Origin of the sequence: Neisseria sp. P0004.S004, assembly GCF_051963335.1 — a bacterium.
Classification (GTDB): Bacteria; Pseudomonadota; Gammaproteobacteria; order Burkholderiales; family Neisseriaceae; genus Neisseria.
In genome coordinates this window covers 1-19497 of sequence record NZ_JBQCUK010000015.1, presented here as the reverse complement: position 1 = coordinate 19497, position 19497 = coordinate 1, and the positions used below count along the sequence as shown (strand labels likewise).

13 protein-coding genes are annotated in these 19497 nt (G+C 47.6%); 5 read left to right on the top strand and 8 right to left on the bottom strand.

Annotated features, from left to right (window positions below):
- The first annotated feature begins 365 nt into the window (after positions 1-365).
- Complete coding sequence (locus tag ACTHRY_RS10800) at positions 366-1730, top strand: sodium-dependent transporter (protein WP_036490675.1); 1365 nt, start codon at positions 366-368, stop codon at positions 1728-1730.
- A 59-nt stretch (positions 1731-1789) separates the two neighbouring features.
- Here the strand turns inward: ACTHRY_RS10800 and dld are convergent, their stop codons facing one another.
- From dld to ACTHRY_RS10780, 4 genes are all read right to left on the bottom strand, one after another.
- Positions 1790-3481, bottom strand: coding sequence for a D-lactate dehydrogenase (gene dld, locus ACTHRY_RS10795; RefSeq protein ID WP_036490674.1), 1692 nt, complete (start codon positions 3479-3481; stop codon positions 1790-1792).
- Positions 3482-3644: 163 nt separating this feature from the next.
- Positions 3645-5768 carry a polyribonucleotide nucleotidyltransferase gene (pnp, locus tag ACTHRY_RS10790; protein ID WP_107697060.1) on the bottom strand — a complete coding sequence of 708 codons (2124 nt, stop codon included), beginning with the start codon at positions 5766-5768 and terminating at the stop codon, positions 3645-3647.
- Positions 5769-6001: 233 nt separating this feature from the next.
- The gene (locus tag ACTHRY_RS10785; protein WP_049322835.1) at positions 6002-6865 is read right to left on the bottom strand and encodes a phosphoribosylaminoimidazolesuccinocarboxamide synthase; all 864 of its coding nucleotides are present in this window, start codon (positions 6863-6865) and stop codon (positions 6002-6004) included.
- A gap of 163 nt (positions 6866-7028) precedes the next feature.
- Positions 7029-8465 carry a calcium-binding protein gene (locus tag ACTHRY_RS10780; RefSeq protein ID WP_432760683.1) on the bottom strand — a complete coding sequence of 479 codons (1437 nt, stop codon included), beginning with the start codon at positions 8463-8465 and terminating at the stop codon, positions 7029-7031.
- A gap of 440 nt (positions 8466-8905) precedes the next feature.
- Between ACTHRY_RS10780 and rfbD the strand changes: the two genes are divergently transcribed.
- The 4 genes from rfbD to ACTHRY_RS10760 all read left to right on the top strand — a co-directional run bounded on the left by rfbD (position 8906) and on the right by ACTHRY_RS10760 (position 14480).
- Positions 8906-9769 carry a dTDP-4-dehydrorhamnose reductase gene (gene rfbD / locus ACTHRY_RS10775; protein WP_049322836.1) on the top strand — a complete coding sequence of 288 codons (864 nt, stop codon included), beginning with the start codon at positions 8906-8908 and terminating at the stop codon, positions 9767-9769.
- Between the two features lie 154 nt (positions 9770-9923).
- The gene (uvrA, locus tag ACTHRY_RS10770) at positions 9924-12770 is read left to right on the top strand and encodes an excinuclease ABC subunit UvrA (protein WP_440374253.1); all 2847 of its coding nucleotides are present in this window, start codon (positions 9924-9926) and stop codon (positions 12768-12770) included.
- 72 nt (positions 12771-12842) lie between these two features.
- The gene (locus tag ACTHRY_RS10765; RefSeq protein WP_440374252.1) at positions 12843-13973 is read left to right on the top strand and encodes an ImmA/IrrE family metallo-endopeptidase; all 1131 of its coding nucleotides are present in this window, start codon (positions 12843-12845) and stop codon (positions 13971-13973) included.
- A gap of 3 nt (positions 13974-13976) precedes the next feature.
- Positions 13977-14480, top strand: coding sequence for a DUF4411 family protein (locus ACTHRY_RS10760; RefSeq protein ID WP_440374251.1), 504 nt, complete (start codon positions 13977-13979; stop codon positions 14478-14480).
- Between the two features lie 419 nt (positions 14481-14899).
- Here the strand turns inward: ACTHRY_RS10760 and ACTHRY_RS10755 are convergent, their stop codons facing one another.
- From ACTHRY_RS10755 to ACTHRY_RS10740, 4 genes are all read right to left on the bottom strand, one after another.
- Positions 14900-15286, bottom strand: coding sequence for a DUF5339 family protein (locus tag ACTHRY_RS10755; protein ID WP_004519763.1), 387 nt, complete (start codon positions 15284-15286; stop codon positions 14900-14902).
- 185 nt (positions 15287-15471) lie between these two features.
- Positions 15472-17316 (bottom strand): anaerobic ribonucleoside-triphosphate reductase, encoded by a 1845-nt coding sequence (nrdD, locus tag ACTHRY_RS10750; protein ID WP_079453758.1) that lies wholly within the window; start codon positions 17314-17316, stop codon positions 15472-15474.
- 54 nt (positions 17317-17370) lie between these two features.
- Positions 17371-17880, bottom strand: coding sequence for an anaerobic ribonucleoside-triphosphate reductase activating protein (gene nrdG, locus ACTHRY_RS10745; RefSeq protein WP_049322842.1), 510 nt, complete (start codon positions 17878-17880; stop codon positions 17371-17373).
- Between the two features lie 289 nt (positions 17881-18169).
- Entirely contained in the window at positions 18170-19312 is a 1143-nt protein-coding gene (locus ACTHRY_RS10740; RefSeq protein WP_049322843.1) for a THUMP domain-containing class I SAM-dependent RNA methyltransferase, read from the bottom strand.
- Positions 19313-19497: the final 185 nt, after the last annotated feature.

Here is a 19497-nt window from a genome sequence, read left to right as displayed (position 1 = left end):
CATCATTTCCAAACCGTGCAACCCTATTCATTGCTTGCCATTATTCCCACTTAATTTTCGATTTCTACTGCACCCATCCAAACCCGTTCAATTTCAAATAAATCGTTTCATAAAAAGAGCGCTGTCGGCTATCCAAACAGGTATAAACGTATGCCATTCAGACGGCCTCTACTGATACCGTTTATTCAATATTGCTTTAGCCGAATTCTCTGTTTTCAGGTTTCCATATCAAGCAGACTAGAAAAACTCACTAAAAATTCTTCATTAAATAGTTTTTTTACCTGACATTCTTTTCAGACTTTAGTCAAGATTCGTTAAATCTTTGCGGTAAAATGTTGTCTTTATTTTCATGTATCTGAGTTTTTATGTCTTCCAATCAACCCCGTCAAACTTGGTCCAACCGTTTGACTTACATCCTTACCGTTGCCGGCGCGACTGTCGGCTTTGGCGCAACGTGGCGTTTCCCGTATTTGGTCGGTGAAAACGGCGGCGGCGCGTATGTGTTTCTGTTCTGTATCGCCATGCTGGTCATCGGTATTCCGATGATTTTGGTGGAAAATGTCATCGGCCGCCGTAAAGGTGTGAACGCGCTGGATGCGTTCGGCGGCTCAATGAACGGTAAACCTGTAGCCAAAGTTTGGAAAGCGGTCGGTTGGATGGGCCTGCTCGGCGCATTCGGCATCATGGCCTATTACATGGTGCTCGGCGGCTGGGTCATCAGCTACATCGTCAATATCATTGGCGGCAATTTGGATATTTCCAGTCCGGTTTCCGGCGAAGTTACCAAAAGCTTCTTTACCGAACACATCGAAAACAGCCCTTGGGAAATTGCGTTCTACACGTTCTTGTTTGTGGTCGTAAACCAATGGATTTTGGTCAAAGGCGTCATCGGCGGTATTGAAAAAGCGGCAAAATACCTGATGCCGCTGCTGTTTTTGTTCCTGATTGCCATGGTCGTGCGCAACGTTACCCTGCCGGGCGCAATGGAAGGGATTACTTTCTATCTGAAGCCTGATTTCAGCAAAATTACCGCCGAACTTTTCGTCTTCGTTTTAGGTCAAGTATTCTTCGCCTTGAGCTTGGGTTTCGGCGTGATGATTACTTTGTCCAGTTATTTGGATAAAAACGAAAATTTGGTGCAAACCGCAGTCATTACGGCAATTACCAATACCATCATCGCCGTGTTGGCGGGCTTTATGATTTTCCCGTCGCTCTTCAGCTTCGGCGTCGCGCCCAATTCCGGCCCGACTTTGGTATTCCAAAGCCTGCCGATTGTGTTCTCGAATATGTGGGCAGGCCCTGTGTTCGCCGTGATTTTCTTCTCGCTGCTTCTGATCGCCGCGCTGACGACTTCGCTGACGATTTATGAAGTATTGATTACGACGATTCAGGAGAAAACCAAAATCCGCCGTACCGCCGCGATTACGATTGTCTTGGCTGCCATCTTCATTTTCGGCAACATTCCATCTATTTTGAGCTATGGCCCGTGGAAAGACGTTTCCGTGTTCGGTAAAAATATTTTCGATGCTTTTGACTACATCAGCGGCAACATCTTGTTTATGCTGACCGCGCTCGGCTCCGCGCTGTTTGTCGGTTTCGTGATGAAGGACGAAGCGAAGGACGAATTACTTTATAAAGGCAACCATACGACGGTCAATATCTGGTTTGCCTATGTGAAATACCTCGTGCCGTTGGTGATTTTGCTGATTTTTGTCAGCAACTTGTTCTGATAAACAGCATACAAAAAGGCCGTCTGAAATATTCAGACGGCCTTTATTTTAACTACGCTTTATTCTGCCCAGTTTTTCTTCTTACTGGTTTTACCGATACCGGGGTTAAAGCTGTTGGTCGGATCGAGTTTTTTATAGAACTGTTTCAGCTCAGGCTTGGCTTCATACAGATGACCGACATTATGCTCGGCAGGATATTGCGCACCGCGTTGGTCAAGCAGATGGAGCATTTCATGTTCCAAAGCCATGCAGTCGTTGCCTTTTTTAATGATGTAGTCCTGATGGAACACATGGCACATAAAATGTCCGTAATACAATTTATGGATGATTTTATTGTCAATTTCAGGCGGCAGTGTTTCAAACCAATCACGATCATCACGGCGCAAGGCGATATCGAGTGCAACCAAATCCTCTACTTCATCATCATGTACAGAACGGTAACGGATCGCGGCAGAAGCCACAGCAAAGCGATGCAGCATAGCCGCCTGCGTTTCTTCGGCATTACATTCAAAGAATGCGCCGCCATGGGTTGCAAAATATTCTTTCAAGAAAGCACGAGCTTCTTCTACGCCCTCGCCACCCATTTTCAAGATCAAATGGTGTTCGTATTTGTCGCGATAGTTGCGCATAGACTTCGGCAAGTGATCGGGCAAAATCTTACTGATCAGTTGCATGAATTTATCAGAGAAGTGTTTCGGTAAGAAACTTATCTTTTTGCTGAATCTATCCACACGGGCTTTCAGATCAAACAGTTTCGGAAGTTGGTGGGTACCGAACGTCTTGATGATATAAAACGTATCTTTACCATAAACGGCAGCAATATCAAAAGCATGACGATGGATATACTCACCGGAAATAGGCAGGTTTTTAAACTCACTCAAAGCGGCGCGACGAATATCGGTCAGCTCATTAATATCATTGGTGCCGATATAGAAGACGGCAGTCTGTTTTTCTTGCGGGAAAGTATCCAAGCGTACGGCAAACACCATCAGCTTGCCCGCGCAACCTGATGCTTCGTAGTGACGCGCAGGGTCGGCATTAAAACGGGCGGCAGTCGGTTCATTCACTTGGCGAACATGATCGCAGTATGCATGATCATGCCCTTTGCCTGCATTTTGAACAATGTCTTTTTTCTGATAATGGAAACCTTGCAGATTGGTCAGAATTTCTTCAGGGGTTTCGCCCAAATCAATGCCTAGATGGTTGACCAGCTCCAGTTTGCCCTCTTCGTTGATTTGCGCAAACAGGGCCATTTCCGTATAAGCAGGGCCACGCTGTACCAATGCACCGCCGGAGTTATTACATACGCCACCCAATACAGATGCGCCAATACAGGACGAACCGATCACGGAGTGCGGCTCACGGCCTAAAGGTTTCAGCAGCAGTTCCAATTGATTCAAGGTAGAACCGGGCAGGCAGACAACCTGTTCGTTATTGTTGATCGGCTGAATGATGTTCAGACGCATGGTATTCACAATCACGATATCGCGGTCGTAATCATTGCCGTCAGGAGTCGAGCCGCCGGTCAGACCGGTATTGGCAGCCTGCGTAATCACAATGACATCAGCCTCAACACACGCCTGCAAAATTTGCCACATTTCCAACACCGTACCCGGACGGACAACTGCCAGCGCCTTACCTTCGCCAAAACGATAGCCTTGACGGTATTGTTCAGTTTTTGCCGGGTCTGTGATGATATATTTTTCGCCGACGGTTTGCGTCAGCCGACTGATTAATTGTGTAGCATTCATTGCATACTCCTTGAGAAATGAATATATTTATTAAATTACAAACATTGTAGTAATCCCTTTTATCAAAGTAAAGGCAAACTCATTTTTAAATTCATCATTCAAATAAACAAAAGGCCGTCTGAAATTTTCAGACGGCCTTTTGTTTCAAGCTGGAACAATCAGATTATTCGGCTGCTTTCTCTTCGCGAGCAGGTGCTTCCAGCAAAGCTTTGATAGACAGACGTACGCGGCCGCGGTCGTCCACTTCCAATGCTTTTACATTCACGACCTGACCTACTTGCAGGTAGTCGCTGACATTGCGTACGCGCTCATGGGCGATTTGACTGATGTGTACCAAACCGTCTTTACCCGGCATCACGCTGACAATCGCGCCGACGTTGTTGTCGAGGATTTTAACCACAGTACCTTCGTACACTTTGCCCACTTCCACTTCGGCAGTGATTTCTTCGATACGTTTTTTCGCTGCATCGCCTGCTTCTTGAGTAGTCGCAGCGATAGTGATGGTACCGTCTTCAGCGATGTTGATTTCAGTACCGGTTTCAGCAGTAATCGAACGAATGGTTTCACCGCCTTTACCAATCACATCACGGATTTTGTCTTGGTTGATTTTCATGGTGAACAAGCGTGGAGCGTGTGCTGACAGCTCTTGTGGGCCTGCAACGGCGGCTTTCATCTGATCCAAGATGTGCAAACGTGCTTCTTTGGCTTGAGCCAAAGCGATTTGCATGATTTCTTTGGTAATACCTTGGATTTTGATATCCATTTGTAGCGCGGTCACGCCTTCAGTTGTACCGGCTACTTTAAAGTCCATATCGCCCAAATGGTCTTCATCACCCAAGATGTCGGTCAGGACGGCAAATTTGTTGTTGTCCAAAATCAGACCCATGGCGATACCGGCAACGTGTGCTTTCAAAGGCACACCGGCAGACAACAGGCTCAAGCAGCCGCCGCAGACGGAAGCCATAGAGGAAGAGCCGTTAGATTCGGTAATTTCAGAAACCACGCGCATGGTGTAGCTGAAATCTTCAGGTTCCGGCAATACGGCCAACAACGCACGTTTAGCCAAGCGGCCGTGACCGATTTCACGACGTTTTGGTGCACCTACGCGACCCACTTCGCCGGTAGAGTATGGAGGGAAGTTGTAGTGCAGCATGAAGCGGTCGGTGTATTCGCCGGACAGCGCATCAATGATCTGCTCGTCGCGTGAAGTGCCCAAAGTTGCAACCGCCAAAGCTTGGGTTTCGCCACGGGTAAACAGTGCAGAACCGTGAGTGCGCGGCAATACGCCGGTTTGAATGTTCAACGGACGAACAGTGCGGGTGTCGCGACCGTCAATACGCGGTTGGCCGTCCAAAATTTGGCTGCGGACAACATCGGCTTCCAAGTGTTTGAAAATGCCTTTGATTTCGTTGGCTGCCAAAGTGTCGGTTTCTTCGGTAATCAACGCTTCTTTTACAGCATTCCAAGCTTCGTCCAATTTGGCAGAACGCGCTTGTTTTTGACGGATTTTGAACGCTTCTTTAATGGTTTCGCCGGCAATTTCGCGTACTTTTGCAACCAATTCTTCATTGGTTTCAGGAGCTTTCCAATCCCAAACTTCCGGGTTGACTTCGTCGGCAAACTCATTGATGGCATTAATGGCCACTTGCATTTGATCGTGACCGTAAACAACTGCGCCCAACATCACTTCTTCAGACAAGATGTCGGCTTCGGATTCCACCATCAACACGGCTTTAGAAGTACCGGCAACAACCAAGTCCAATTGTGATTTAGCCAATTCGGCTTTAGTCGGGTTCAAAACGTACACGCCGTTTACATAACCCACGCGTGCCGCACCAATCGGACCGGCAAACGGTACGCCGCTCAACACCAGCGCGGCAGACGCGCCGAGCATGGCAGGAATGTCAGAATCGATTTCAGGGTCAACAGACACCACCATCGCTACGATTTGGATGTCGTGATAGAAACCTTCAGGGAACAAAGGACGGATCGGACGGTCGATCAAACGGCTGGTCAGGATTTCTTTTTCGCTTTGTTTGCCTTCGCGTTTGAAGAAACCGCCGGGGATTTTACCTGCTGCGTAAGTACGCTCGAGGTAATCGACAGTCAGAGGGAAGAAGTCTTGGCCTTCTTTCACTTCTTTGTTGGTAGTAACGGCAACCAAAACAACGGTGTCGCCCATAGATACTTTAACGGCAGCAGCAGCTTGGCGAGCGATTTCGCCGGTTTCCAAAGTAACGGTTTGATTACCGTATTGGAAGGTCTTAACGTGTTTATTGAACATCATTGTTCCTTTCAAAATACCGCACTGCTAAAACACTAATAATGCACACTAAAATCCGAATGTGCATAGTTAGGGTTTCAGACCGTGCGGCAGGTTATAAACAAGCTTTCAGACGACCTTTAAGGCGCTGAAAACAACTCTCGATTATAAAGGCAACCATCCTTAAAATCCAGTATTTATACAATAAAAAGGCCGTCTGAAACATATCCTTTTCAGACGGCCTTCAAACTTAAAAATCAATCCTGAGTCAGCAAAGTCAATGCTTCCTGATATTTTTCGACTGTTTTTTGAATCACATCGGCAGGCACTTTAGGCGCAGGCGCTTTTTTGTTCCAACCGCTTTGCTCCAACCAGTCGCGGACAAACTGTTTGTCAAAAGATGGCGGATTGGTACCGACTTTGTATTGGTCTGCAGGCCAAAAACGGCTGGAGTCAGGCGTCAACACTTCGTCCATCAAAGTCAGCGTACCTTCCTCATCCAAACCAAATTCAAATTTAGTGTCGCAAATAATAATACCGCGAGATTTGGCATATTCGGCCGCTTCTGTATAAAGCTGAATCGCCTTAGCGCGCACTTCCGCAGCCAATTCTTTTCCGATAATGCGTTCGCATTCTTCAAAGCTGATGTTTTCATCATGATCGCCAACTGCGGCTTTGGTCGATGGTGTAAAAATCACTTCAGGCAACTGCTGCGCTTCCTGCATACCTTCAGGCAATTGGATACCGCAGACAGAACCAGTCTTTTGATAATCTTTCCAACCGCTGCCTGCCAGATAACCGCGCACAATGGCCTCCACTTTCACCGGAGTGAGTTTTTTAGCCACGACGGCGCGTTTCTCCAAAGCTTTGGCTTCGTTTTCAGGCAAAACATCGTAAACCGTTTGGCCAGTAAAATGGTTAGGCATGATATGAGCCAGTTTTTTAAACCAAAAATTGGAAATCTGCGTCAGAATCTCTCCTTTACCCGGAATCGGATCATCTAAAATCACATCGAATGCAGACAGACGGTCGGAAGCAACCATCAACATACGTTTATCGTCAATTTCGTACAAATCGCGGACTTTGCCGGAGTAGATTTTTTTCAAGCTGATTTCAGACATTTCGGGTATCTCTTTGGTAAACAGAAGAATTTGGTATTTTAGCCCAATTTGGCATCTTTCGTCAGATTGTTTACAAAATAAAGGCCGTCTGAAACCTTATAGCTCGGTTTCAGACGGCCTTAGACTTTGATTTTAGGGACAAACCCTAAAAACCATCATCCTATCAGATGGCAGGAGCCTGAGTCTGATCTTGGATTTGGTTTACAGCAGACAGAGAGTAGTAGTCGCCGTGGCCGGTTACTTGGTAAGTGCTACCGTCAGCAAACTTGAAGTTTTCAACTTTGTGATCGTTACCGGTGAACCAGTCGTCGATGGTGATGCTGTCGTTAGTACCGACAGAAACAGTCAGGTTAGCACCAGATTTGCTCAGCAATACGTCGGAAGCTGCAACGCCTTTACCGAACAACAGGGTGTCATTACCACTTTCTTCACGGATAGTGTCGTGACCGTAACCTTTGTCGAAGAAGTAAGTATCGTTACCGGTACCACCGATCAGGATGTCGTTGCCGACACCACCGTCGAGGTAGTCGTTACCGTCTTTACCAACTAGGCAGTCGTCGCCGGCCAAACCATACAGATGGTTGTTGCCGCCGTTACCTTCGATGTTGTTGTTCAAAGAGTTACCAGTACCGTTCAGGTTTTGCATACCTTGCAAAATCAGGTTTTCAACGTGATCGGTCAGTGTGTAGTCAATAACGGTACGAACAGTATCAATACCGGCGTGTGCATTACCATACTCGATAACTTGGTCATTGGCATTGTCAACGAAGTAAACGTCGTTACCGTCGCCACCGCGCATAATGTCAGCACCGGAACCACCGTTCAGGTAGTCGTTACCAGCACCGCCTTGCAGGTAGTCTTTACCGTCTTCACCGTACAGAGAGTCACCGTCAGCATCACCGTAAATGGTGTCGTTACCGGCACCGGCGTAGATTACGTCTGTACCGTTACCACCGTAGATGATGTCTTCGCAAGCAGTACCATAAATGGTATCTTTAGCATCAGTACCGCGGATAACGTTGCCGTCTTTGCAGTCTTCAGCTCGGATGACATTACCTGGGTTTTTATCTTCGTGACCGTATGAATTGTCTTGATTGTGATCGTCTTTACAATCTTTGCAATCCGGTTTTGGTTCTGGTTTAGGCTCAGGTTTTGGCTCTGGCTTAGGTTCTGGTTTCGGCTCAGGTTTTGGTTCTGGCTTAGGCTCAGGTTTTGGTTGTGGTTTTGGTTCTGGTTGAGGTTCTGGTTGTGGCTCAGGTTTAGGCTCAGGTTTTGGTTGAGGCTTAGGCTGAGGTTTAGGTTGTGGTTTTGGACATGGGATCGGTTTGATCGGATTGCAGTTGTAAGGTGGGCAAACCGGAACACATTTGTAGTTAGGCGTTTTTGCCGGTGGGCAGAAAGCCGCAATAGCAGAAACCAAACCGGTTACCGCGTTAACTACTGACACGCCGACGCTGGCAATGCTAGCGATGCTGCCGATAGAAACAGAAGATTTTGCTGCAGGAGCGCAGTAGTAAGAAGAGTAGGAAGCCTTAGGCGCAGGAGCGCAGTAAGAACTAACCAGGGGTCTAGTATAATACCCCCCGTAACAGTATGCCATAATAATTACTCCCAAAAGTTAATAAAATATTGGGTTGACGGAACGAGCAAATCCGCCCTTGCCCAATTATTATTTTAGTAATATTTTGCAAAATATTTACTCAAAAATATCAAACGGTAGAATTTACCGACAAAAGGACAGAAGTTCCCCTAATTTTAAATACCATTATCCTAATAATCATAAAAACATTAACATTGATTCACAATTTCTTAACCAATATAACTGCTTAATCCATCTAGTTAAAACCTATATTTTAACTATAGTTATAGTATATTATTAAAATATTGATAAATAGTTACATTATAGGTAGATAATATCGACTACTTACTCAAATACAGCCCTGTTTGTATTTTGTTCGATGCTAATAATGTGAATTTGTCGTACTTACACTATAATGACGCAGACACCTATTTAACAGCCATCAGAGGAGATACTCAACCATGCGTACTTTATTGACCGGAGCCAAAGGCCAGCTTGCCCGTTGTCTGCGCGACCGCCTGCCCGAAGATTGGGAACTGATTGCTACCGATTCGACTTCGCTGGACATTACCGATACTGAAGCTGTGCATCATATGATCAAAAATTTCCAACCCGATGCCATCGTTAATGCCGCAGCTTACACTGCCGTCGATAAAGCAGAAGAAAATGCCGAAGCTGCTTTTGCCGTCAACGCAAGCGCTGTTCACAACTTAGCCGCAGCCGCCCGCGCCGCGCATGCCCGCTTTATCCATATTTCCACCGACTATGTATTCGACGGCGAAGGCAAACGCCCTTACCGCGAAACCGACTACACCAATCCGCGCAGCACTTACGGTCAATCCAAAGTAGCGGGCGAACTTTTGGCTTTGGCCGCGCATCCGGAAAGCATTATTATTCGCACCTCATGGCTGTTTAGCGAATACGGCAGCAATTTCGTCAAAACCATGTTGCGCCTTGCCAAAGAACGCGATTCCCTCTCCGTCGTTCACGACCAAACCGGCTGTCCGACTTATGCAGGCGATTTGGCACACGCCATTATCGAATTATTACAACAACCCACCTCCCCGCGCGGCATCTTCCATTACTGTGGCAATAAATCGGCAACATGGTACGAATTTACCAAAGCCATCTTTCAGACGGCCCAACAATTAGACAACAGCTTCCGCGTTCCGGAACTGAACGCGATTACCACCGATCAATATCCCCTGCCTGCTCCGCGTCCGGCATACAGCATCATGGATTGCTCACGCCTAGAGACCGAGTTCGGTATCAAACCGTCCGACTGGCAAAAAGCCCTGCGCGAAATTCTCCGCAAAATCGACTGACAAGCTGATCCATCTATATCAAGGCCGTCTGAAAACACATTTTCAGACGGCCTTTTTGTTTCTTTTATATATATCAAAAGCTTTATCTATCCAGTCTGACATTTGAAAAGTGCTACAATAGCCGTTTATTTTATTTTTCAGACGGCCTGACACCATGTGCAACCATCATCCCAAACATTCACACGACAACGACACCATCCGCATCCGCGGCGCGCGTACACATAATTTGAAAAACGTCGATTTGGACATTCCGCGCCACAAGCTCGTTGTGGTAACTGGATTGTCAGGCAGCGGCAAATCGTCGCTAGCGTTTGACACGCTGTATGCCGAAGGGCAGCGACGTTATGTCGAGAGCCTGTCTGCCTATGCGCGGCAGTTTTTGCAGATGATGGACAAACCCGATGTCGATTTGATCGAAGGCCTGTCGCCCGCGATTTCCATCGAGCAAAAATCCACCAGCCACAATCCGCGTTCCACCGTCGGCACAGTAACGGAAATTCACGACTACCTGCGCCTTTTATACGCCCGCGTCGGCACGCCGTATTGCCCCGAACACAAGCTGCCGCTGTCGAGCCAAACCGTATCTCAGATGGTCGATGCCGTATTGAAGCTGCCGGAAGACACGCGCGTGATGATTTTGGCGCCGGCGGTGCGCGAGCGTAAGGGCGAGTTTGTCGATTTCTTTGCCGACTTGCAGGCGCAGGGTTTTGCGCGGGTACGCGTGGATGGCGAAGTTTATCAGCTTGACGAAGTACCGAAGCTGGAAAAAAACATCAAACACAATATCGACGTGGTCATTGACCGCGTGAAAGTGAAGGCGGACATCAAGCAGCGGCTGGCGGAAAGTTTTGAAACCGCGCTGCGCCACGGCAACGAGCGCGCGCTGGCAATGGAAATGGACAGCGGCGAAGAACATTGGTTTTCAGCGCGTTTCGCCTGCCCCGTGTGTTCGTACAGCCTGCCCGAATTAGAGCCGCGCCTCTTTTCCTTCAACAACCCGATGGGTTCCTGCCCGACTTGCGACGGCTTGGGCAACACCAATTTCTTCGACCCCGAAAAAGTGGTCGCCCATCCCGAATTATCCTTAGCAGCAGGTGCGATTGACGGCTGGGATAAGCGCAACCAATTCTATTTCCAAATGATTCAATCGCTGGCGCATCATTATAAATTTGATGTCAACGCCGCTTGGGAAAGCCTACCGGAAAAAGTCAAAAAAGTCGTGTTGCACGGTTCGGGCAAAGAAGTCATCGACTTCACCTACCTGTCCGAACGTGGTACCACCTTCAACCGCAGCCACGCCTTCGAAGGCATCATCCCCAATCTCGAACGCCGCTACCGCGAAACCGACAGCGAAACCGTGCGCGAAAAACTGCGCGAATACCAAAACCACCGCGCCTGCCCGAGCTGCGGCGGCGCACGTTTGCGCAAAGAAGCGCGCTACGTTTACGTCAGCGGCGAACCTTTGCACGAAGTCTCCGCCTGGCCGCTGACCAAAACCCACCAATTCTTTGAAACGCTGGATTTGGACGGCAACAAAAAACAAATCGCCGAAAAAATCCTCAAAGAAATCACCGAACGGCTCGGCTTCCTGATTAACGTCGGGCTGGATTACCTCAACCTCTCCCGCTCCGCCGAAACCCTTTCCGGCGGCGAAGCCCAGCGCATCCGCCTCGCCAGCCAAATCGGCAGCGGCCTGACCGGCGTGATGTACGTTTTGGACGAACCCTCCATCGGCCTACACCAGCGCGACAACGACCGCCTGCTCGCCACCCTCAAACGTCTGCGCGACTTGGGCAACAGCGTGATTGTGGTCGAACACGACGAAGACGCCATCCGCGAAGCCGATTTCGTCGTCGATATGGGTCCGGGCGCAGGCGAACACGGTGGCAACGTATTGATTGCCGACACGCCCGAAAACGTCGCCAAATGCGAAAAATCCGTTACTGGACAATATTTAAGCGGCAAAAAATCCATTGCCGTGCCGTCTGAACGCACACCCATCAATCCCGACCGAATGCTCGTCCTCAAAGGCGCGCGCGGCAACAACCTCAAAAACGTCACCCTCGAACTGCCGCTCGGTTTGATTACCTGCATCACCGGCGTATCCGGCAGCGGCAAGTCCACCCTGATTAACGACACCCTCGCCAAAATCACCGCCCGCGAACTCAACCGCGCCCAAGAAGAACCTGCCCCATACGACGACATCCGCGGCCTCGAACACCTCGACAAAGTCATCAACGTCGACCAATCCCCCATCGGCCGCACCCCGCGCTCCAACCCCGCCACCTACACCGGCCTGTTCACCCCCATCCGCGAACTCTTCGCCGGCGTACCCCTCTCGCGCGAACGCGGCTACAACGTCGGCAGATTCTCCTTCAACGTCAAAGGCGGCCGCTGCGAAGCCTGCCAAGGCGACGGCGTGATTAAAGTCGAAATGCACTTCCTGCCCGACGTGTACGTCCCCTGCGAAGTCTGCCACGGCAAACGCTACAACCGCGAAACGCTTGAAATCCAATACAAAGGCAAAAACATCAGCCAAGTCCTCGACATGACCGTCGAAGAAGCCCGCGAATTTTTCGACGCCGTCCCCACCGTATCGCGCAAACTGCAAACCCTGATGGACGTAGGCTTAGGCTATATCCGCCTCGGACAGTCCGCCACCACCCTCTCCGGCGGCGAAGCCCAGCGCGTCAAACTCGCCTTGGAACTCTCCAAACGCGACACCGGCAGAACGCTCTACATCCTCGACGAACCCACCACCGGCCTGCACTTCGCCGACATCGCCCTGCTGCTGGAAGTCATAGGCCGTCTGAAAGGCAAAGGCAACTCGATTGTGATTATCGAGCATAATCTTGACGTTATAAAAACGGCTGATTATATTGTGGATTTGGGGCCGGAAGGGGGAGATGGCGGTGGTAAAATTATCGCTTCAGGTAGCCCCGAGAAAGTGGCGAAGGTTAAGGGGAGTTATACTGGGAAGTATTTGAAGTCGGTTTTGTAAGAATATTAGTTTTAAATTCAGAATTGCCACATTCTATTCTTTCGAACTAGAAGCTATTAAGAGATTTAAGCCATGGACATTAATATCGAGACGCTTAACTACTATGTCGGAAAGGCGAAAATACCGCTAAGCGAACTAAGAATATCAGTTAAAAATATTGATTTATTCTTGAGTGGTGAAAAACAGCCGACATTCAACCAACTTTCCAGTATCGCAAAAAAGCTCAATATTCCTACAGGCTTACTTTTGCTGGATGAGTCTATTGAAGTGAAAAGCGGTCGGTTGGAGTTTAGAACAATTAATTCATCACATCTTAATGAAATGAGTGAAGAATTGCGCGATACCATTATTGAAATGGAAAGTAAACAACAGTTTTTGCGCGAACAAATTGAATCTACTTTAGATTTTATCGGTTCTTGCTCTATTGAGGATGATATTTTGTCGGTTGCATCAAAAATTCGAGATAAATTGCAAATAGATAAAGACTTTAAAGAGAAAATTTCTAAAGATAATATGCTGAAATTTCTCAAAAGCAAAGTAAACAACATTGGAGTATTTGTATTTTTTAATGGAATTGTTGGCGAAAATACCCATAGAGCATTAAGCCTAGCAGAGTTTCGTGGTTTTGTTTTGGTAGACAATAAGGCTCCTATCATTTTTATCAATCAAAAAGATGAAACAACTAATGGAAAAGTATTTACACTGATTCATGAGTTGGTTCATTTATTCATTGGATCTGATGAAATCCTGACAGAAGTTGATGCTGGAGATTACACGTTTGATAAAACAGAAGCTTTCGTAAATAAAGTAACAGCAGAAATTTTGGTACCTAATGATATTTTTCATGCTACGGTGGAAGAGCTTAGAAACAGCAACAAGAACAATATAGTTCAGATCCTTGCCGAAAGATTTAAAGTGAGTGAATTTGTGATTGTAAGGCGATTGTATGATTTCAAGTTTATAGATCGCCAAAGCTATCTTTCTAAAACTAAAGAATTGACAGATAAGTTTGAACAGTTTCAAAAAAATAAGACAAAATCTTCATCTGGCGGAGACTACTATAATAATTTACGTTTCAGAGTGGATAGACGATTTTTTAGTTATGTACAAGAAGCATTGCAGCAAAACAGAATTTCTTATACAGAAGCCTTTCGAATTATTGGTGTCGGCTTTAAAGGCTATAAAGCCTTGGTGGAGGCATAGAAAATGCAATACTTATTGGATACCAATATTTATATTAATTTCTATGACCGAGCCTACCGGTTTGAATATTTTCCTAGTTTTTGGGATGCCTTTGAAAAAGTGCTGAATCAATATGTTGTTTTGCCGCAGATTGTAGTTGATGAAGCTTGCAAAAGCGATGAATTTAACGATTGGCTCGGGCAGAACTTTAACGGGCAATATCTGAATCATAAAGACTATGCCGAAGAATGGGGCAAGGTTATTCAGCATATTGCCCAACATTCCTGTTATAGCAATAAAGCATTGATTGATCCAAGAAGTTGGACACATGAAAGAATCGCGGACGGTTGGCTTATCGCCATTGCCATAAAAGACGGCTTAACCATTGTTACCGATGAACGTGCCAATCCGAGTTTGAATGTTCAAAATCCTAGTAGTGCAGTAAAAATTCCTGATATTGCGAGAGATTTCGGCATCAAATGTATTACGATGAACGATTTTTTTAAAGAAATTGGATTCAAACTTTAATTCAAGACTGCAGCAAACAAGCAAGCGGTAGTCTGCACATCCAACCCGCCACGTGCGTGGCTGCGCCACACACCCTACCGATGAATCACTCAGAACTTAAAAACCAACGTGTAGCAAGCAAGCCGTAGCCTGCATACCCAACCCACCGCGTGCGTGGCTGCGCCACACACCCTACCTGTGAATTACACGGAACTTCAAAATCAACGCGTAGGGTGTGTGCGGTACGCACGCACGCGGTGGGTTTGATTGATGGTTTGCTGTTGTAAATTTTAACTTAGTTGAAACTAACGCTTTCAGACGGCATAAGAAATGGCCGTCTGAAAACTGAAAAAGCTCATCTAAAATAACTACCCTAATTCACATAACAAAAAACGGATTCCAAATCATTGGAATCCGTTTTTCTGTAAAGCTTAGCCGTATTATTTAGCTTCTTCTTTAGCGTCTTCAGCAGCTTCTTTGGCATCTTCCGCTGCGTCTTTTGCGTCTTCTTTAGCCTCTTCAGCGGCATCTTTGGCTTCTTCGGCTTTTTCTTCAGGAGTTTCGGCAGCAGGAACGCCTTTCAAAGCGTCCAAAGAAGTTTTACAAGTTGCATCGCGTTGGTCTGCTGGCAGGTTTTTCAACGCTTCTTTGGTTTGTTCGAAAGATTTTTGCATCATGTCTTTGGTTGCGGCATCTACGTCTTTAGTTGCTTCGGCAAATGCTTTTTCGTACTCGTCACAAACGGCAGAAGAAGATGAGCCTGAACCGCCGCATGCTGACAGGGACAGTGCAGCCAATAAAGCTGCCAATAAAGCTGATGTTTTCATGTGTCTCTCGCTTTTTTAAATTTAGGTTAAAGGATATTATATGTTAATTCATTATATGAAGGTGTCAAGAGTTTTTGTTTAATTTAATCAAAACTATATCATTGAAAGAGCCGGCCTATCTCAACATGATCAAGGCCGTCTGAAATTTCAGACGGCCTTAGGTTTGAAGCAATCTTTTTCAACGATTACGCCGCTTTACGGTGATAATGTCTGAGCGCATGCTCTTTGCGACGACCGCTGGAGAAGGCGGATACGCGTTTCAGGTAGCCGATGACGCGGGTGCCGTAGTCGATGTCGTGCGAACCGCAGGCGGAACAAGTGTGCAGAGTGCGTTTGTCGATATGGCCGCATTCGTTGCAAATGGTGATGCGTACGTTCACGCAGAAGTAGTTGCAGCCGGTTTGTGCGGCGATGTCCAAGAGCGAGCGGTAGCCGGATTCGGGCAGGGCTTCGTCGAGGTTCAGATGCAGCGCGGATCCGCCGTCGAGCCAGTCCACCAGTTCTTTACCGTGCAGCAGGAATTTGTCGAGCGCGTTGATTTCTTCGTCTTCAACGACGTAGAAATAGGAGTTGTAGCAGTCGCGGTTGACTTTATAGCCGTCGGCTTTGTCCCATTTGGCGTTTTTCACGCCGAGGTTTTCGGCGGGGACAAACTCGGTATTGAACTTCACGCCATAATGTTTACTGGCGGCTTGGTTGGCTTCAAATATGGTTTTCAGACGACCTTGGACGAAGTTGATGTAGTCGTCGTTGTAGCCGACTTTGATGCCTTGCGATTCGGCGGCTTCCGCCATGCCGTTGATGCCGATGGTAAGGAACTGTTTGTCCAGCGTGATGAAGCCTGCATCGTACACGGGCAGCATTCCGGCAGCTTGGTATTCTTCCATCAGTTTGCGGTAGGCGTATTGGTATTTGTGGATTTTGGCGACTTCGGCGGCAAGGTCGCGCCCGTCTTGTTCCAGCCGGTTCATGTTGATGGTGATGACGTTGATAGACCCGGTCGCCACGCCGCCCGCGCCGAGGGTGTAGCTGAAAGTGCGGTCTTCGATGGCGTTGCGCAGGCGGCAGCAGGAAGCCAAAGAGTCAGGGTTGTCGGAAAGATAGACGAAGAAGGAATTGCCTTCCGCCAACTCTTTCGCCATTTCATCGGCGAACACGGTGTCTTTGCATTTGCCGCCGTCGGTCAGCATCGCAGCGGTTACGACGGGGAAGGTCAAAACGGCTTTGGTGCGCTCTTGATTAAACCATCTGAGGAAGAAGTTTTGCAGCTTCGCTACGCTCGCCCACACCGGCTTGCTGAAATCGGGGAAAACGAAATCGCCGAACATCGCATCGAAATAGTATTGATCGTAAACGGAAATATTCCAGAATACGCTCTGATAGCCACGCGCAGCGGCAGGTTGGTTGATACTGTACACCACCTGCTGCATATGGTTGGCGATTTCTTTGGCATGGGTTTCCAAATAATCGTCGCCGTAGTCTTTGCGGGCAAAGTAGTCGAAATAGGTCAGAAATTCCACTGTCGCCACCGCACCGGCAAACTGCGCGCTGATGGCAAACACCAAGTTGATAAACGAACCGCAAAACGAAGCCAGATGTTGCGGCGCTTTGGATTCGCCACCGAGTTTGCTTAAGCCATCGAGCAGGAAAGGATACAGCGTAACCGACACACAATAAGGCTTGAGGCTGGTTTCGTCGTGCACATAAATCTCATGCGCCTCAATCTGGCGGATGTATTCGTCGGCAACGGATTGGTCAAAAATTTCGGCGATTTTGCGCGACACTTGGGCGCGGTTAATCTGCACGAAAAAGTCTTTCATGATTTCCGCTTCCATCGTAGCGATGTTTTTTTGCGTTACGTTGGCATTGGCGTCCATTTTCGAGCCGTCCGCCGCGTTTTGCGCGCTGATGTAGTCACGCATGAATTGTAGTTTTCCGTTTAACTGTTCGGGATGCAGCCGAATCATGTTAATTCTCCTGTATGGTTTGGTTGATTTATTAAACAATGACGGTTGGGCCGTCTGAAACATCGCTGTCAGCGAATACAATAAATTCAATTTAAATCAGTGCAATACAGCACCTAGCTAAATTGAAGCCACTGGAAACACTTTGGGCGCAGGTTTATCTTTGATAAACAATCGGTTCAACACTTCACCCGTGCGCAAATCGACAAACTTCTGATTGGTTGTCTGGCTGTCCAAGCCGCCCAGCTCCATCTGCCAGCGGCCGGTTTTCAGATACGTCAGATAAGGCAGAATGCCGTCTGAAACCGCTTCCAACTCCTCACGCTCCAGGCCGGTGTACAAGCAGGCTTTCAAACCCGCCTGCGTTACGATGGCCAGCATTTTCTGCAAGGCTTCCGGCTGCCATTCTCCGCCCATAAACAACACGCATGTAATCAATCCGCGATAGCGTTTCAGACGGCCTTTTAAATAATCCTCGGTCAATTCCGTGCCGATGCCCTCTTTCCATGTATCGGCACTATGGCAACCTTTGCAACGCAGCGGACAACCGGAAAACAGAAACGCCAGCGACACTTCGCCCGGCACTTCCTGCCATACAATTTGCTCGATTGTGAATTTCAAACCGCTCATTGCAATGCCATAAAACACAAGATATGGTGTGCATTAAAACACAATACTACTAGATATGGTATTTTATTTAACAATCCATCTTTATTTTGTAATAGGTTTTTATAATTTGATAGATTGTAAATTTCAATAATTACATCTACACGGCTCCCTTGATAAAGGTCGTCTGAAAACAATTTCAGTGCATCAATATAAAAAAAAAGAAAAGCAAACTCCGTTATAACAAAGACGGTTTTAACAAATCAAAAAAGGCCGTCTGAAATCATCTTTCAGACGGCCTTAATTTCAGGTTTTACCCTCGATTCGAACCTTTCACCATATCCATCAAAAACAATCGGCAATCCAAATTACCGTTAAACAAAGGAATTTTCCGCTTCGGAGAAAGGCGCATAAATTTCGGCATATCGCGATCGCCGGTAAACATTCCTACCAGCCAGCCGGCGTAATATTGTTTCAACCATGTACCAAGTTGCGGATATAAAGCCTGCAAAGCTTGAACCTCCGCAAGGCGCACGCCATAAGGCGGATTAGAAATCATAATGCCGTGTTCGCCGTTTGGGCGCGCGGCCTGCGCATCTTGCACGTCAAAGCGGATGAAATTATCCACTTCGGCGGCTTGGGCATTGGCCAATGCGGCGCGGATCATATAACGGTCGTTGTCGCTGCCGGAAATGGGCGCAGCGGCCGGTTTGATTTGTTTTTCAGCCTCATGGCGCAACGCTTGCCATTTTTCTTTGTCGAAGTTTTGCAGTTTTTCAAAACCGAAACGGCGCATCAAACCCGGCGCACGGTGTGTCGCAATCCATGCAGCCTCAATGGCAATCGTGCCGCTGCCGCAAAACGGGTCTTGGAAAGGCTGCGTACCGTCGTAGCCTGCCAAAAGCAGTAGACCTGCCGCCAAGTTTTCCCTCAATGGCGCTTCGCCGGTATCCTGACGATAGCCGCGCTTGAAGAGTGCTTCGCCGGAAGTATCGATAAAGATCTCCACATTGCGCTCATCGATAAAGGCATGAATGCGGATATCGGGGTTGATTTTGCCCACGCTCGGACGCGCATCATAAATATCGCGGAAGGCATCGCAGACGGCATCTTTGATTTTCAAACCGACAAAATCCAAGCTTTTCACATTGGCGCGCTTGCCTTCGACTTTAACTTTAAAGGTCTGCTCCAGCTTAAACCAACCTGTCCAATGCAGATTTCGTGCCAGTTTGTAGATATCGTGTTCGTTGCGATAACCACCTTTGGTCAAGCGCAGCAAAACACGGCTGGCAACGCGCGAATGCAGGTTGATGCGGTACACCTGCTCCATCGTGCCTTTACATGCCACACCACCGTCAACAGCGCGGATATCCTGACATGCCATGTTTTCGAGTTCCTGCGTCAAAGGCGCTTCCAAACCGCGAGGACAAGTGATAAAAAGTGAATAAACCGTCATATAAAACCTTTCCGGGTAGGGCTATCCGAACCACTCGGATAACAAATAAAAACAATATTATAGCCGAAAAACCAAAAGGCCGTCTGAAACTTCAGATGGCCTTTGAATAAGGGGCTGACGTAGATTAGCCCTAAATTCCACACCAATCCCGCAGAATTTTTAGTTGCCGGGACGGTGTGCCGAAG

Bases quoted from the DNA above. Each gene is read 5' to 3' on its own strand.
- ACTHRY_RS10800 (WP_036490675.1), top strand. From the start codon at position 366: ATGTCTTCCAATCAACCCCGTCAAACTTGGTCCAACCGTTTGACTTAC.
- ACTHRY_RS10755 (WP_004519763.1), bottom strand. From the start codon at position 15,286: ATGAAAACATCAGCTTTATTGGCAGCTTTATTGGCTGCACTGTCCCTG.
- ACTHRY_RS10740 (WP_049322843.1), bottom strand. From the start codon at position 19,312: ATGACGGTTTATTCACTTTTTATCACTTGTCCTCGCGGTTTGGAAGCG.
- uvrA (WP_440374253.1), top strand. From the start codon at position 9,924: ATGTGCAACCATCATCCCAAACATTCACACGACAACGACACCATCCGC.
- ACTHRY_RS10780 (WP_432760683.1), bottom strand. From the start codon at position 8,465: ATGGCATACTGTTACGGGGGGTATTATACTAGACCCCTGGTTAGTTCT.
- ACTHRY_RS10765 (WP_440374252.1), top strand. From the start codon at position 12,843: ATGGACATTAATATCGAGACGCTTAACTACTATGTCGGAAAGGCGAAA.
- dld (WP_036490674.1), bottom strand. From the start codon at position 3,481: ATGAATGCTACACAATTAATCAGTCGGCTGACGCAAACCGTCGGCGAA.
- nrdD (WP_079453758.1), bottom strand. From the start codon at position 17,316: ATGTTTCAGACGGCCCAACCGTCATTGTTTAATAAATCAACCAAACCA.
- ACTHRY_RS10785 (WP_049322835.1), bottom strand. From the start codon at position 6,865: ATGTCTGAAATCAGCTTGAAAAAAATCTACTCCGGCAAAGTCCGCGAT.
- nrdG (WP_049322842.1), bottom strand. From the start codon at position 17,880: ATGAGCGGTTTGAAATTCACAATCGAGCAAATTGTATGGCAGGAAGTG.
- rfbD (WP_049322836.1), top strand. From the start codon at position 8,906: ATGCGTACTTTATTGACCGGAGCCAAAGGCCAGCTTGCCCGTTGTCTG.
- pnp (WP_107697060.1), bottom strand. From the start codon at position 5,768: ATGATGTTCAATAAACACGTTAAGACCTTCCAATACGGTAATCAAACC.
- ACTHRY_RS10760 (WP_440374251.1), top strand. From the start codon at position 13,977: ATGCAATACTTATTGGATACCAATATTTATATTAATTTCTATGACCGA.